Below are 15838 nucleotides of genomic sequence, written 5' to 3' on the forward strand. Positions count from 1 at the left end.
TCTAGACTTTCCATTCACTATGGAAATATGTAGACTAGAAAGAGGAAACAGTATTAACAGTTCTAAAAAATTGGAGGTAAGTCAGCTATGCGAAAAGTAAAACTTGGTACTAGCTCATTAGAAGTACCTGTTGTTGGGGTAGGCTGTATGAGAATTAACTCTCTAGAAAAGCCTGAGGCAGAAAAGTTTGTACAAACGGCATTATATATCGGAGCAAATTTCTTTGATCACGCTGATATCTACGGTGGTGGTACTTGCGAGGAAATTTTTGCGGATGCGATACATATGAATGATGACGTGAGGGAAAAAATCATTCTTCAATCGAAATGCGGCATTCGAAAGGGAATGTTTGATTTTTCAAAGGAGCATATCCTCAATTCTGTTGATGGCATCTTAAAACGTCTCAAAACGGACTATCTTGATGTTCTCCTTTTACATCGTCCGGATGCACTCGTTGAGCCTGAAGAGGTTGCAGAAGCATTCGATGTGTTGGAATCCTCAGGGAAGGTTCGTCATTTTGGAGTATCCAACCAAAAACCAATGCAAATTCAATTGCTAAAAAAATATGTGAAACAACCAATTGTTGCGAATCAATTGCAATTAAGCATCCCGAATGCTCATATGATTGCGAATGGGGTCTCTTCAAATATGCAAATTGATCAATCTATTAATCGCGATGGAGATGTGCTCGATTTTTGCCGATTAAATGATATTACGATTCAACCTTGGTCACCATTCCAGTATGGTTACTTCGAAGGTCCGTTTCTTGGGAATGAAAAATGCCCAGAATTAAATCAAAAAATTGATGAAATCGCTGAAAAATATGGTGTATCCAATACAACGATAGCGATCGCATGGCTATTACGTCATCCAGCCAACATGCAGCCAATTATCGGAACTATGAATATTGACCGCTTAAAGGATTCTGTGAAAGCAAGTGAAGTTCAGTTAACCCGTGAAGATTGGTACAGCATTTTTCTAGCTGCAGGTTATCTTCTTCCATAACAGAAAGAGGCACCTAAAAGGTGCCTCTTTGCTTAGTTTTCTGAAAATCCTGTAGCAATGACGGTTACAATTATTTCATCTTTTAAATTATCATTAATGACCGAACCAAAAATCATATTTAAATCCTCATGTGTTGCAGACGATATCACATCTGCCGCTTCCTGAATCTCAAATAAGCTTAGGTTTCTACCACCGGTAATATTTAAAATCACACCACGCGCGCCACTTATCGATGTTTCAAGAAGTGGACTATTGATTGCTTTATGTGCTGCCTCAACCGCACGCCCATCCCCTTTTGCCATTCCAATCCCCATTAGAGCCGTTCCTCTATGGGACATAACTGTTTTTACATCGGCAAAATCCAAGTTAATTAAACCAGGGACAGCAATTAAATCGGAAATCCCTTGAACCCCGCGAAGAAGTACATTATCGGCTTCTCTGAATGCTTCTATCATCGGTGTACGCTTATCAACAATCTCCAATAATTTCTCATTCGGGATGATGATTAAGGTATCCACTGCCGCCTTCATTGCATCAATTCCTGCATCTGCATTGACAGCGCGTTTACGGCCTTCAAATCGAAATGGTCTTGTTACTACACCGATTGTCAAAGAACCTAATTCCTTTGCGATTCTTGCAATTTCCGGTGCTGCTCCAGTTCCAGTGCCGCCGCCCATTCCAGCAGTCACAAAAACCATATCGGCCCCTCTTAAAGCATCCTCAAGTTCTTTTTCACTCTCTTCAACGGCTTTCATCCCAATTTGCGGATTTGCTCCCGCTCCAAGACCACGCGTTAATGATGCACCAATTTGAATGGTGACCTCTGCTTTTGATTGATTGAGGGCTTGTCCGTCCGTATTCACCGCAATGAATTCAACACCTTCTACCCCTGCTTCTATCATTCGATTGACAGCATTATTCCCACCGCCGCCAACACCTACTACTTTTATTCTTGCAAATTGATCTATGTATGGTTCAAACTCGAGCATAATTTTTCCTCCTTACCGTCCAATGCCAACCCCCAAGAAGAAGTCGGATTAATACTATATGTTTCGTAGTAACACTTCGCTTTCTGTCATAATTATCCTCTAAAAATCGAAAAGAAACCACACCAAATACCCAAATCGCATAATATTAAATTTGTTTTACAAACTAATAACAATACATGACGAAAGGAAACGAGCTATGAAAATTAGGATTGCCTTGATAATCGGAGTTATTTTCTTATTTTCACCAATTTATACAAGTGCAGACAGTTATGAAAATACTTACGTCATTCAAGCAGGTGATACATTACCAGGCGTCGCAAAAAGATTTCATACCACAGTTGATGATTTAAAAGTCACCAACGGGCTTCAATCAGATTTATTAGTTGTCGGGCAAAAGCTTTGGGTTCCTTTTTCCTATGAAGTAGCATCTGGAGATACCTTAAAGGAGATAGCCGCTCGGTTCCATTCAACTCCTGAGCAAATTAAAAGAACAAATGGACTTTCAGGCGAGCAAGTTGTACCTGGGCAAGTATTAAAAATTGTCCCGAAAAAGATGAACATGCATGGGGAACATCTTTTAATGACCAAAGAAGAGTTTAAGGATTGGATCATGAATCAGAAGATTAAACGAAAAATAACCCTCATCCAACAACATCACACATGGGTGCCTGATTATAGTCGATTTAATGGATCTAACCATTTCGTACTTCTTACAGGAATGGAAAATTACCATAAAAACACAATGGGGTGGAAGCATATCGCCCAAAACATTACGACCTTTCCAGATGGGAAGGTTGCTGTCTCACGGCCACTCTATATTGCACCTGAAGGCACCATTGGTAACAAGGCCAACTCTGTCGGAATTGCAATTGAACACCTTGGAAATTTTGATATCGGTCACGATGTCATGACGAAAGAACACAGTGACACCATCATTTATGTCAATGCTGTTTTGAGCCTTAAATTTGGATTAACGCCTTCGATAGATAGCATCTCCTACCATCATTGGTGGGATTTGCGAAATGGAGAAAGGGTATTGGACAAAGGTCCTGACTATAATGTAAAGACCTGTCCAGGAACAGGATTTTTTGGAGGAAACTCCACAACAAGTGCACAAAAGTATTTATATCCACTCATCACCCGTAAAATGGACGAACTTCGAAAGGAAATGGACTAAAAATAATCCACTCATCCTAGATAAGGATGAGTGGAGCTGTTGTTTCCTTAATAAATCGAAATACTCTCTTTCTTAAAAAAGTCCGGTTGCTCCTTCTTAAATTCATATAAATGAGTGATCCCTTTTGTGATATGTTCATTTACAACTTCCTCTGCTGTTACTACGTCCTTGCTTTTTAACGCATTAAAAATGGATCTATGTTCATCTAAAACAGTATTCCATTCCGTAGCCTTTGTTGTGATCAAACGTAGCATTCTAACGCGTTTATACTGGCCATTCATTTGGTCAATCCCTTGCCAAATGCGGTCCATTCCTAACCCTTTATAGATAAGTTCATGAAATTCATCATCATGTGATAGAAAATCCTTATGATTTTCTTCCTTTAGAGCAATTTCTTGCATGGTTAAGCTTTTTTCTAACTTATATAATGTTTCAGAACTTAGTTTTTCCGTTGCCTCGCGAATAACTGCAAGCTCCACTGCTTTTCTCATGAATCTTGATTCCTCAATATTTTTCTCATCAATTAATGACACAAATGTCCCAATTTGTGGCCGTATATCAATTAAATCTTCCTTGGCAAGTTGCATAAGAGCTTCTCTAATTGGTGTTCGGCTAACATTAAGCTGGTTACCAATGTCACTTTCTGAAATGGGAATACCTGGTTTAAGCGATAAATCAATGATTTTATCATATAAATAGGAGTAGACAAACTCTCTTCTTGTACCCCCGCCATTTCGTCTAACTTCATTATATTTCATGGCAATATCTCCCTTGAACGAATACCACTTGCGAGCATTTTCCAGCATGTAGGTGATATATACTATTAATCTATTACAATTATTTTACACTAAAACGCTTACACGGAACAGCCCCGAAATGTAAAAAAGCCTTGGCATCCTAGCCAAGGCCCTATTCCTTAAATTATTGATGTAAAAACTTCACACATACTGGGTATGGAACTGTTATATCTGATTCAATGAAAGATAGTTTTCCGGTTTGTTCATTCCTTGCATATAACACAAGGTTGCTTGACTCTTGATTTGAGCCCACAATGAACTTCTCGCTTGGATCAAATACAAAATCACGTGGCCAGTCTCCTTCTGAAGAGGCCATTTGTACAAGTGTTAACTCACCTGTTTCTTCATTTACTTGGAAAACAGCAATGCTATTATGTCCACGGTTTCCAGCATATACAAATTTCCCATCCTTTGAAATATGAATCGCACTACCTTGACTGTTTTCCGTAAAATCACTAGGAATTGTTGAGATATATTGAAGCTCGGTAAAGCTTCCATTACTGCTGTCATAGGCTAAAGCAACAACTTCATTGCTGATTTCTGTCATAATGTAAGCAAATTTTCCATTTGGATGGAAGGCAATATGTCTTGGTCCACTTCCTGGTCGAACCGACAAACTGTTAACCTCTTTTAAAGCACCGTCTTTTACCTCATAGGTAATAAGCTTATCGATTCCTAAATCAATCGCCACAACATATTTTTCATCTGGAGTAAATCCTGAAAAATGAGTATGCGGTTTTTCTTGTCTTTCATGTGGTCCCGCGCCTACGTGTGCAACCACTGATTGGGAAGATTCAATGCTGCCAGTTTCACTATTCACTGAATACAACTCGATTGTACCTTTATGATAATTGCCTGTAACAACTTGGTTGTTTGCTTCGTTCACACTAACATGGCAAGGGGATGCCCCATCTGTAACATCGTTATTTAATAGTTTTAACCCACCTGTTTGACGATCGATCGAGTAAGCTGCAACGCCACCTGCTTCTCCATCCTTTACCACAGAGTAAAGAAAACGATTGTCCTGACTAACGGTTACATATGTAGGATTTCCTAATTCTGCTGCTAGTTTTACGTCTGTTATTTCTTGTTCATCTGTATCTAATGTAAAAGAATAAATTCCTTTGCTGTCCCCTTTTGTATAGGTCCCAACATATCCAATAAATTTACTCATTTGGTAAAACCCCTTTCGTCTATTTCGTAGAATAATATCGATTTGTAACTCGATGAATATGCACAGTTAGATAAACTTCTTCTTCCCTGGAAATCACCCAATCAAATTTTGTATTTAAATAGGTAGCAATCTTTTTCGTACAAGTATAAGCATCTTTATATTTAAGCTTTATTTGTTCATGGAAAAAGTCATCCATGGAATTAACCGGCTTTTCCTTACGCATATACCTCATTCCAAAGAAGCGAAGATGTGTTAAAAATCGTTCATAGTTAACAGAGGTCTCATCAAGCTCCATTTTATAGTGATGTTTCACAATATCTAAAATATCATTTACCATTTGTGCAATCTGAATAGCTGCTCCCATATTATCCCCTGAGAGCTGCCCGTTCACTAAATGCAAGGCAATGGATGCCGCCTCATCCTCATCAAGCTTTATACCCGTTTCATCTTCAATAATATCCAACGCTTTTAATGCAATTTGAAATTCCTGTTTGTAATATTTTCGGATTTCCCATAACAGGGCATTCTTCAATTGAATTCCTTGCTTATGTCTACTAATTGCAAAGCTAATGTGATCGGTTAAGGCAACATATAAATAGTCATCTAATTTATTCGGTAATTGGGTTTTGGCATAATCTAAAATTTTGGAAGATATACTTAAATAAAGTTCTGATATATCTTCAAGCAAATTGGCAAGCTTTTCGGAAATTCCATGCTTTTGTAATACAAAGGTTTTTTCAATTGTTGAGGGATCAATCGTGTCTCCTGATTTCCTTTGAAAGGCTAAGCCCTTGCCCATCGCAACAATTTCTTGCCCGATCTCATTTCTACACATCACAACATTGTTATTTAAAACCTTTTCAATTTTCACGCACCCACCCCTTCCATAGCCAAACAAAATTAAAAAAACCTATATTTGTATACAGAATACCACTGATGATAATCTACCACAAATATAGGTTTTTCCTACCGAACCTAACATCCATAAAACTATATTAATTGATTGTCTTGTCTATATCAAATAAATAGATTTGCCATACCCTCCTAATTCTAAGAGGATTTTTAAAGATTAAATTCCTTTAGCATCTCTTCTATCGCAAACGCTACGCCATCTTCTTCGTTTGTTTTTGTCGTATATTTACAAAGGTTTAAAATTTCCGGGTCAGCATTCCCCATCGCTACACCACGTCCCGCCATTTCGAGCATGCTTTTATCATTTAAATTATCACCCATTGACATGACATCCTTCATGTCAATTCCCATACTTTTTGCTAATTCCTGGAGAGCTAGCCCTTTTTTAGCCTCTGGATGGTTGAATTCAAGATTCAAATAGCCAGAAGACGTAATCACCACTCCCGCCTCATCTTTTAACTCATTATACACTTGCTGATAATTGTTTTCTTCTTCCGCGAAGCTTAACAATTTATAAATTTTTAGATCTTTCAATGCTTCCAATTGTTCATAGTCCTCAACAAACTGAACGCTCTCATCTTGGAAACGTTGTTCTATTTTTTGATTGATTTCCTCATCAGTCAAATAAGGATTCACCGTTTTCCACCATCTCGTCATTCGGTCGATAAACCTGTCTCTACCAAATGAAAATAAACCTTTGTTTGTAAAAAACTCCGTATACATCTCACCATTGTGACAAGCAGTGTGAACTTTTTTACAAATCGATTTATCCATTGGAATATCGCGTAAAACATTGCCATTTATATCAAATGAACTCGCACCGTTTAAGGTAATAATCGGACAAGCGATTCCTACTTCCTCAATAGGCATTTTGGCGGCATCATACGATCTTCCAGTTACAACGACAAATTTTACCCCTTTATCGATTGCCTTTTGAATCGCGCGTACATTTGCCTCGCTTACCTTACTATTTTCGTTTAAAAGAGTTCCATCCAAATCAGAAGCAATCAGTCTCATTTCCCAAATCCCTCTCTTTATTAAAATCAAAAAAACCTAAATAAACTGTCTCCCAAAACAGAAACACTTTACTTAGGTTTTGCCTGCTTTACCAGTAACAATCCTACATTCTATTATAACAAGATATATGATTATTACAAAGTTCACGATTCATAACATAAAAAAGCTACTTACGATATATCGCAAGTAGCCTTATCCCTTAATCTTCTATTGGTTCTGGATTTAGAACGCCATTTTTGATAATGCTGATTAAAAATCCAATTACCCCACCGATTATTGCTGGAACAATCCAACCTAACCCTACTGAATATAAAGGTAGAATAGATTCTAATAGATCATTAATTGCTGCAAATTTAACACCAGCTGCATTTAATCCATCATTCAAACTTAAGATAAATGTAACTAAAATACTTACTTGGTATACTTCTTTGCGACCTTTAAATAGAGGATGTAAGAATGTTAATACCATTAAACACATAGCTAATGGATAAAGTGCAACTAAAACAGGAATAGAGAAGCTAATAATTGAATTTAACCCAAAGTTAGAGATTACTGCACTAAATATTGTAAAGATAACTGCCCATTGCTTATAGGAAAGAGCAGGAATTAATTTAGAGAAATAAGCCGCACAAGATGTGATAAGTCCAATACTTGTTGTTAAACAAGCTGCCACAACGATTACAGCAAGAATGACTTTACCATACCAGCCAAAAAAATGCTGAGATGCAGCTGCTAATATAGAACCACCATTGTCTAATAATCCTAGTCCATCTACACTTGTTGCTCCCAAAAATGCAAGAGATGAGTAGATAACTGCTAATAATAAACCTGAAACTAGAGCAACTTTACCTGTTGAAACCATGATTTCCTTTTTAGATTTCGCACCGCGATCTTTCATTATATTAATAATGATAATTCCAAATACGAATGCTGCAAGTGCATCCATTGTGTTATAGCCTTCTTGGAAGCCTTTAAAGAAACTGTTTGTCATATACGCTTTTGTAGGTTCTTGAATGGCACCAATTGGGTTCACAAATGCAGCGATAATTAAAATGGCAATCACCACTAATAAAATCGGTGTTAACATTTTTCCGACAATATCAACAATCTTACTCGTTTTTAAAGAGAAGAATAATGTTACTCCAAAGAAAATAATTGTAAAAAGTAATAATGGCCAATAGCTTGATTGGTTCTCTAAGAATGGAACAATCCCGATCTCATAAGCAACCGTGTTTGTTCTTGGAATAGCGAATAAAGGACCAATTGTTAAATAGAGAGCTACGGTAAAGAAAATCCCATATAGTGGATTCACTCGCCCTGCTAATGATTCCAAATCACTTTTACCTGAGAAAGCTAAAGCCAATATACCAAGTACAGGTAATCCTACTCCTGTAATGATAAAACCAAGATTCGCTGTAAAAACATTGCTCCCAGCTAATTGACCTAATTGGACCGGGAAGATTAAATTCCCCGCTCCAAAAAATAACGCAAATAACATAAATCCTACCGCTATAATATTTCCAAATGAGTCTCTTGATGACATATCTATATCCTCCTAAAACACCCTAGACGTCTATTAATTCCGATAACATATCCAGAGCAAAAAATTATTCTAGTAAATTCGCTTGCTTACAAACCTTAATTTGATAGTCATTAATATATCACACAAAATATTCAAAAGCAACACTTTTCAGAAAATATAATTATATCAAAATATTATTTATAATAAATGTAAGCATTGGAATATAGTCCCATCGTACTACCAAGAACCAGAGGGACGGTTCCTTTGGTTCCCTTGTTCATTTTTAACTTAAATCACTTGAAGGAAACCCCACCTTTAATACAGAAGTAGTATAACCAAAAAGATGAAAGGGATGATCATATGAAGATTGCTGTCTTATCGGACATTCATGAGGGATTGAATCGGAAAAATACGGGGATGGATATCGTGTCCCAATTAAAAAAGTGGATTGAAATCAACTCACCCGAGGTTTTTATTATAAGTGGTGACATGACGGCTGGTCCTAAAAAAAGCCTTAATCTGTTGAATCATCTGCAAGAGGAATTCACTAAAATGAAACTATTATTCGTACACGGAAATCATGATATTTACCATGGAGACTCCAAATCTGCTTATGATATGCTGCTAGAATTTCCAGGCAATTTGGGAAATGGTCCAGTCGAATTGAATGACAGTTGGGTCGTAATTGGTGATGGGGGCTGGTATGACTATACCTTTGGAATCGAGGGTTATACGGAGGAACAGTTTTCAGTTGGAACATTTAATGATTTTACCTGGCCAGATAAAGCAAATGCACATTGGCCAAGTTCTGACCAATGTGAAACGAAACGGTACCTTGAAAAACTTGAAGGCTGGCTGAAAGATTTTCAAGGAAAAAAGATTATTATGGTGACACACGTCGTCCCTTTCCCACGATATATTCAAGTAAAGAACGAACCTAGTTGGGATTTCTTCAATGCCATGATGGGAAGTAAGCGTTTCGGTGAGTTAGCGGATAAATATCAAGTAAAAAAATATATTTTTGGACACATCCATACGAGATATCATGAGCATTATAATGGAATCGAAATAATATGCAATCCACTAGGGTATTACCCGCACGAGTGGAATTCAGCCAATGCCAAAGAAGAAATTTTTTCTACGATTAAGTTAATAGAAATTTAGTTAGTAGCCTGCATCAGTTAAATGATGCAGGTTTTGTTTTTCGCATAAGAACCACTCCCTTAGAACAAATTAAAAAAAATGGGTAACAAAAGGAGTGCTTATATGATAAAAAACAGCATCAGAGTCTTTATTGTTTTATGTTCGGTCGTCGCTGCCGTGTTACTTCCTAAAAAATCGTATATCAAATATTTACCTGTTACCTTATTTTCTTCTGTTGTTCTCATGTTTGAAGTCTTCTATTTTACGGTACATAAACTTTGGAAGGTAAAAGGCGGAGCCGGTGCCATGGTATGTGACGCCATGATATTTATGTTAGGTCCTTATGTTTTTGCGAATTTTTGGGTGTTCCATTTATCAAAGGGGAAATTCCTCCCGTACACCATCATTAACCTTATCGCAGATTGGATTTTCGCATTTCCACTCATTAAATTGCTAGGAAAGTTGCGATTTTTCAAATTGACTATTAGCTCAGCCCAACTTTTCACACTATTTTCCTTAAATGCTCTCATGAATTTCATCTTCAATACATTTTACGAGATATGCATCGCTCCAAGGCAAACAATGAGTTACCAAGAATATAGTGATGATGACTTAATTTGAACTAAGGATTAAAATCAAAAGAAAAAAGACCTTTTTAATTCATCTCCGAATTTAAAGGTCTCTTTTAAAGAATGCTTTAAAAAAGTGATTCAGTAATGTGTTACCTCACTACAGTACCGGCCCCACCTTCGCCAAATACCACGATGACCACACATGTCATCCACCTGTCTTTATTATAATTGACAGCGCTTTCATTTTCAATAAAAACAATTCCCTAAGATTCGACACAGGGGACCGCAGGGACGGTTCTTGTGGCCCCTCCATCGAATTCAACCTGTTTCCAAACTATTATGCATATGTGCTCGCCGTTCTTTGAACCACTGAAAGGTCCAAATTGAGAATCCTAGCCACGTGCCACTTGCAAAGTAACCACCTATTATATCAGTTGGGTAATGAACACCCAGATAAATTCGACTCATCCCAATTCCGAAAATCATCATTGCACTAAATAACACGAGTGCAGCTCTCCCCCACGATCCTGAAATATGGCGCCACGATAGGAACGTAATAATCCCATAAAGAGTAAAAGCACTCATTGCATGCCCACTCGGAAAGCTATAACCCGAAATTTCAATTAATCGGTGGAGATCTGGCCTAGCCCGCTTGAACAACTCCTTCAGTATAAAGTCCAAAATCGGTGACCCAACCATTACTCCTACAAACAAAATAAGCTCATAGCGGTGCTTCAATACTTTTAATAGAAAGAACAGGATAAAGATGGATAAAACTATAATAACAGGTGCTGAACCAATGAACGAAAGAAATTTCATAAGGAAGGTGAGCCACACGGACTCCAGCCCCTGAACTACTGCTATTACACGGCTATCGAACCGAATAATATCATGACCATGAACAAAATACGCCAACAGGCCAAACACGATAAGCGAAAATAGACAAAGAATAAAAGTAATTGATAATAGACTTTTTAATTTCATATATGGCACTTTCTTTCCCTTTGATACCTTTAGTATTTTTGAATGTATAAAGATTATACAAAATTGGCTACTCCTCAATCAGAACAACGGTGTGATAAAATAGAAGAACCGATATCGAAAAGGTTGTGTAATGTGTGAAGCGAATGCTTGCGATTAGTGATATTCACGGGGATATAGATAAATTCGAACGACTACTAGAGCTTGTACAATATAATCACAAGCATGATCAGCTATTGTTGTTAGGAGACTATGTAGACCGTGGTCCCAGGTCAAGGGCTGTTTTAGATAAAGTGATTCAATTACGAAATGAAGGCGCGATTGCATTAATTGGCAATCATGAGAAAATGATGTTAGAAGCTTTCCGCGCTGATTCAATGAGCGTTAAAAGATGGTTTTACAATGGCGGCATTAAAACCCTACAAAATTACGGGTACCACATTGAAAAAGATGATGCAAAATATTGGTACACAACTGAAGAAATGCCAAACCTTCTTCGAATAAATGAAGAAATCCGCCCCCACTTAAACATGTTAAAAGAACTTCCTTATTACTATGAAACAGATTCACATATATTTGTTCATGCAGGGATTCATCCGGAAACACCACTAGAATCAACAGACCCCCATCTACTCGTCTGGATTCGAGAGGAATTTCACAATGGATATTCTGGAGAAAAGACAGTCGTATTCGGTCACACCCCTACTAAATACTTACATAAAAGCAATGAAATGTATTTCGGTAAAAATAACATCATTGGCATTGATGGTGGCTGTGCATATGGTGGAAGGCTTTATTGCTATGATGCTAGCCATTCGGAAATTTATTATGTTGATTAAGAATCCGGGACGGTTCACGAGGGACCGAGAGAACCGTCCCTCTGGTTCCTGATGATCTCGACAAATTTAGTAGATGCAGGTGATAATGGAACATTTTTGACGTAGCAGATACCGATGCTTCGTTTTGGGATTTTTTCGTTGAGTACTACCTCGTGTAAGATGCCCTTCTTTAAATATTCCTGTGAAAACTCCTTGGTAACACAAGCAATTCCTAGATTGATTTTCGCGAACTCTAAAAGTAAATCATGAGAGCCAAGTTCAAATTCAGGGGAAATCCTTAAGCCCTTGGATAATAAAAACTCTTCCATATACTTTCGAGAAATGGATTTTGGTTCAAGAAAAATTAATGGATGCTTCATTAATTCCGTTACGCTCACTTCCTTTGGTAAGAGTGTTTTATACTTATTCCCATATACAAATATATCGTGAATATCCATGCATGGGATTTGAGCTAAGGTAGGCTCATCCACAGGGAAATTACAAATCGCAAGGTCAACCTCACCTAACTTCAATAAAGAAATCAACTCCTGGGTAGTCCCATTTTCAATTTTAAACTTGATATTTGGATATTCTGTGTGAAAGGATTCTAAATACGTTAGCAAAAAATACTTCGAAATCGTATCGCCCACACCTATTTTTAATTCGCCTTTTGTTAAATTCTTAAATTCTAAAAGCATTTCCTCGCCTACATTAAGGAGATTCATTGCAGAATGAACATATTCAAATAACCGCTCTCCCTCATTTGTCAAAGTAACCCCTTTTGGCGTACGGTTAAACAACCGTATGTCCAGTTCCCTTTCCAGCTGCATCATCGCCTGGCTGACTGCAGGTTGTGTCATAAAAAGGTCCTTTGCTGCCTTCGAAAAACTCCCATTCTTTGCAACTACACTAAAAACCTTATATAAATCTAATTTACCAATCACATAACCTCTCCTTATACCCATTATTAGATATATTAATTTTACTTATAACACATAATAGATGTATAGTACTAATAGATAATATTTACATTAAGTTTATCATCATGTAGGAGTGATTGTTTTGGAAAGAGTAGTAGGAACAGTTGTAAGAGGTTTACGTGGTCCCATTATTAATAGAGGAGACAGCATTGAGCAAATCGTTGTAGATACTGTATTACAAGCTTCCGAGGTTGAAGGCTTTACTATACAAGATAAAGACATCGTAACCATAACTGAATCTATTGTCGCTCGTGCTCAAGGAAACTATGCGACCATTAATGATATCGCGAAGGATGTGGAAGAAAAATTTGGAGATGACACGATTGGCGTTATTTTCCCAATCCTGAGCCGTAATCGTTTTGCAATCTGTCTTCGTGGAATTGCAAAAGGCGCGAAAAAAGTTGTCCTTATGCTAAGCTATCCATCAGATGAAGTTGGAAACCACTTAGTGGACCTTGATCTTCTTGATGAAAAAGGAGTAAATCCTTGGACAGACGTTTTAACAGAACAACAATTCCGTGACTTATTCGGACATAATAAACATCCTTTTACTGGTGTAGATTATATTGACTACTATAAATCATTAATCGAAGAATATGGCGTTGAATGTGAAGTTATCTTCTCAAACAATCCAAAAACCATTCTAGACTATACAAAAAGTGTACTAACTTGTGACATTCATACAAGATTCCGTACAAAGAAAATTTTAAAAGCGAACGGTGGCGAAAAGGTCTACAGCCTTGATAATATTCTTTCTGAATCAAACAATGGCAGTGGCTTTAATGAAGAATATGGTTTACTTGGTTCAAACAAAGCAACAGAGGAAAGCGTGAAGCTATTCCCTCGTAATTGCCAACCAATTGTTGATAAAATTCAAGAATTGCTTAAAGATAAGACTGGTAAAAATGTAGAAGTAATGGTTTACGGAGATGGCGCATTTAAAGATCCTGTCGGAAAAATTTGGGAGCTTGCTGACCCTGTTGTTTCTCCTGCATATACTTCTGGCCTTGAAGGTACACCAAATGAGGTAAAATTAAAATACCTTGCTGATAACAATTTTGCTGATTTAAAAGGTGAAGAACTTAAAAAAGCAATCTCTGAGTTTATTGCGAACAAAGAAGGTGACCTTGTTGGTCAAATGGAGGCACAAGGTACAACTCCTAGACGACTAACAGACCTTATCGGTTCCCTTTCAGACCTAACATCAGGAAGCGGAGACAAAGGTACTCCATTCATCTATATCCAAGGTTATTTCGATAACTACACAAAATAAGTTGGTTCGAGTCCCCTGTCAACGCGCAGGGGACTTTTTTTACGCAAACATGTTTTCATTTTTGCCGAATATGGTATTCTCTTACTATGAAAAACGCGAGGAAGGATGATATTTTGTTCGATTTACTTAGTTTCAATTGGGAAGCCCTACTTATTGAATTAGGAATTATAGCTTTTAAAATAATTGGGATATTCATTGCTTTTCTCACTGTGAAAAAGATTGGCAATAAGGTCATTGATCGCACCTTTACACGATTACAGGATAAACAAAATATTTCGTTAGGACGGGCTCATACCCTTCAAAAATTAATGGAAAATATTCTTTCGTACGTGTTGATCTTCATGTTAGTAGCTTCAATATTTGGCATTTTTAATATACCAGTCGCAAGTCTTATTGCCGGAGCTGGAGTTGTGGGACTAGCCATCGGATTTGGAGCCCAAGGACTAGTAAGTGATGTTGTAACTGGCTTCTTTTTATTATTAGAAAAGCAAATTGATGTGAACGATTATGTAACCCTTGGAGCTCTGGATGGTGTTGTTGAATCGGTTGGATTACGTACTACACAAATTCGAGGATTTGATGGGACCTTACATTATATTCCGAATCGTGACATTAAAACTGTGAGCAACCATTCTAGAGGAAATATGCGTGCACTTGTCGATATAAAGATTGCTTACGATGAAAACATTGATCAAGCCATTATCGTGATGCAAGAAGCTTGCAAACAGGTTGCTGCCAATAATCCAGCTATTGTCGATGGGCCAAACGTCATTGGTGTTCAAGAGATTGGAGCTTCGGATATTGTGTTGCGGGTAATCGCTAAAACAGTTAATGGCGAACAGTGGGAAGTGGAACGTCAATTGCGGAAGGTCATTAAGGAGGCATTTGACGCAAAAGACAATTCCGGTGTCACTTCAGGTCAGCCTTCATCATAATAGCGAAAGACCAGATAAAATAGGACAAGGATAATTTAAAAAGGGGCTTCCATTTGACCGTAACCCGTTCGGTTCACGGAGAGAAAAAGTCAATTAACAGTATATTTCGGGAAGCGTTTCACAATGTGAATCACTTCTCTTTTTTTGTTGGCAATAAAGGGATTTATGTGAGTTTACGTTTAAATTAGCATCAAAATTAGCATAATGATTTTAGGACTTCTAATAATTATTAGTCATTGTTCAAAACATATGTTAAAATCATACCTGTTTTGGATGATAAAATTGATGCTAAATGGAGTGGAAAAGGTTTGAAATTCATTAAGCCAAAGAATAAAAATGTTGATAAAGTTGATTGGTTGTTGTCGGAGAGAACCCGTGCAATAGTAAAATACTATGCCGAATATACCGAGTATCCGGAAAGTGAAGTGGTTGACCTCTTTCTGCTAAATATATTAGAAGATGAGAACTTTATGGATTGGGTTAAGAATAAGAGGAACAATCGACGCATCCTGAAACAACTCGAATTGGAAGAATTAATAGAGG

Annotated in this window: 15 protein-coding genes and 1 pseudogene; 8 read left to right on the plus strand and 8 right to left on the minus strand. The window is 37.3% G+C overall.

The features are described from left to right. Positions 1-87: 87 nt before the first annotated feature. Positions 88-1005 (plus strand): aldo/keto reductase, encoded by a 918-nt coding sequence (locus E1I69_RS06465; protein WP_136378782.1) that lies wholly within the window; start codon positions 88-90, stop codon positions 1003-1005. A gap of 38 nt (positions 1006-1043) precedes the next feature. Here the strand turns inward: E1I69_RS06465 and ftsZ are convergent. After that, positions 1044-1994: pseudogene (gene ftsZ, locus E1I69_RS06470) on the minus strand (cell division protein FtsZ); the annotation flags it as partial. Positions 1995-2190: 196 nt separating this feature from the next. Here ftsZ and E1I69_RS06475 point away from each other — a divergent pair. After that, positions 2191-3171 (plus strand): LysM peptidoglycan-binding domain-containing protein, encoded by a 981-nt coding sequence (locus tag E1I69_RS06475; RefSeq protein WP_136378784.1) that lies wholly within the window; start codon positions 2191-2193, stop codon positions 3169-3171. Positions 3172-3218: 47 nt separating this feature from the next. Here the strand turns inward: E1I69_RS06475 and E1I69_RS06480 are convergent, their stop codons facing one another. The 5 genes from E1I69_RS06480 to brnQ all read right to left on the minus strand — a co-directional run bounded on the left by E1I69_RS06480 (position 3219) and on the right by brnQ (position 8614). Beyond that, complete coding sequence (locus E1I69_RS06480; protein WP_161974847.1) at positions 3219-3929, minus strand: GntR family transcriptional regulator; 711 nt, start codon at positions 3927-3929, stop codon at positions 3219-3221. A 163-nt stretch (positions 3930-4092) separates the two neighbouring features. After that, a complete protein-coding gene (locus tag E1I69_RS06485; RefSeq protein ID WP_136378786.1) occupies positions 4093-5142 on the minus strand; it encodes a lactonase family protein in 1050 nt (349 codons plus the stop codon). Between the two features lie 19 nt (positions 5143-5161). Then, positions 5162-6013: a BglG family transcription antiterminator LicT gene (gene licT, locus E1I69_RS06490; RefSeq protein WP_136378787.1), complete on the minus strand. Its 852-nt coding sequence runs from the start codon at positions 6011-6013 to the stop codon at positions 5162-5164. A gap of 191 nt (positions 6014-6204) precedes the next feature. Next, complete coding sequence (locus tag E1I69_RS06495) at positions 6205-7071, minus strand: Cof-type HAD-IIB family hydrolase (protein ID WP_136378788.1); 867 nt, start codon at positions 7069-7071, stop codon at positions 6205-6207. Positions 7072-7270: 199 nt separating this feature from the next. Then, the gene (brnQ, locus tag E1I69_RS06500; protein WP_136378789.1) at positions 7271-8614 is read right to left on the minus strand and encodes a branched-chain amino acid transport system II carrier protein; all 1344 of its coding nucleotides are present in this window, start codon (positions 8612-8614) and stop codon (positions 7271-7273) included. Positions 8615-8953: 339 nt separating this feature from the next. Here brnQ and E1I69_RS06505 point away from each other — a divergent pair, with 339 nt between their 5' ends. Together E1I69_RS06505 and E1I69_RS06510 are read left to right on the plus strand one after the other, a co-directional pair. Next, a complete protein-coding gene (locus E1I69_RS06505) occupies positions 8954-9757 on the plus strand; it encodes a metallophosphoesterase (RefSeq protein ID WP_136378790.1) in 804 nt (267 codons plus the stop codon). Between the two features lie 102 nt (positions 9758-9859). Further along, on the plus strand, positions 9860-10357 hold the full coding sequence (locus E1I69_RS06510) for a hypothetical protein (protein ID WP_136378791.1): 498 nt from the start codon (positions 9860-9862) through the stop codon (positions 10355-10357). Positions 10358-10626: 269 nt separating this feature from the next. Here the strand turns inward: E1I69_RS06510 and E1I69_RS06515 are convergent, their stop codons facing one another. Further along, positions 10627-11292, minus strand: coding sequence for a phosphatase PAP2 family protein (locus E1I69_RS06515; protein WP_165439147.1), 666 nt, complete (start codon positions 11290-11292; stop codon positions 10627-10629). Positions 11293-11426: 134 nt separating this feature from the next. Between E1I69_RS06515 and E1I69_RS06520 the strand changes: the two genes are divergently transcribed. After that, the gene (locus E1I69_RS06520) at positions 11427-12128 is read left to right on the plus strand and encodes a metallophosphoesterase family protein (protein ID WP_136378792.1); all 702 of its coding nucleotides are present in this window, start codon (positions 11427-11429) and stop codon (positions 12126-12128) included. A gap of 14 nt (positions 12129-12142) precedes the next feature. Here the strand turns inward: E1I69_RS06520 and E1I69_RS06525 are convergent, their stop codons facing one another. Further along, positions 12143-13051: a LysR family transcriptional regulator gene (locus tag E1I69_RS06525; RefSeq protein ID WP_136378793.1), complete on the minus strand. Its 909-nt coding sequence runs from the start codon at positions 13049-13051 to the stop codon at positions 12143-12145. Between the two features lie 118 nt (positions 13052-13169). Here E1I69_RS06525 and E1I69_RS06530 point away from each other — a divergent pair, with 118 nt between their 5' ends. The 3 genes from E1I69_RS06530 to E1I69_RS24780 all read left to right on the plus strand — a co-directional run. Next, on the plus strand, positions 13170-14360 hold the full coding sequence (locus E1I69_RS06530) for a coenzyme F420-0:L-glutamate ligase (protein ID WP_136378794.1): 1191 nt from the start codon (positions 13170-13172) through the stop codon (positions 14358-14360). A gap of 113 nt (positions 14361-14473) precedes the next feature. Beyond that, positions 14474-15295, plus strand: a complete 822-nt coding sequence (locus E1I69_RS06535; RefSeq protein ID WP_242634546.1) for a mechanosensitive ion channel family protein — start codon at positions 14474-14476, stop codon at positions 15293-15295. 308 nt (positions 15296-15603) lie between these two features. Then, on the plus strand, positions 15604-15838 hold a 235-nt coding region (locus E1I69_RS24780), incomplete at its 3' end, for a hypothetical protein (RefSeq protein WP_136378802.1).

This window comes from Bacillus timonensis (assembly GCF_004799755.1).
In the GTDB taxonomy this organism is placed as follows: domain Bacteria; phylum Bacillota; class Bacilli; order Bacillales; family Bacillaceae_L; genus Ferdinandcohnia; species Ferdinandcohnia timonensis_A.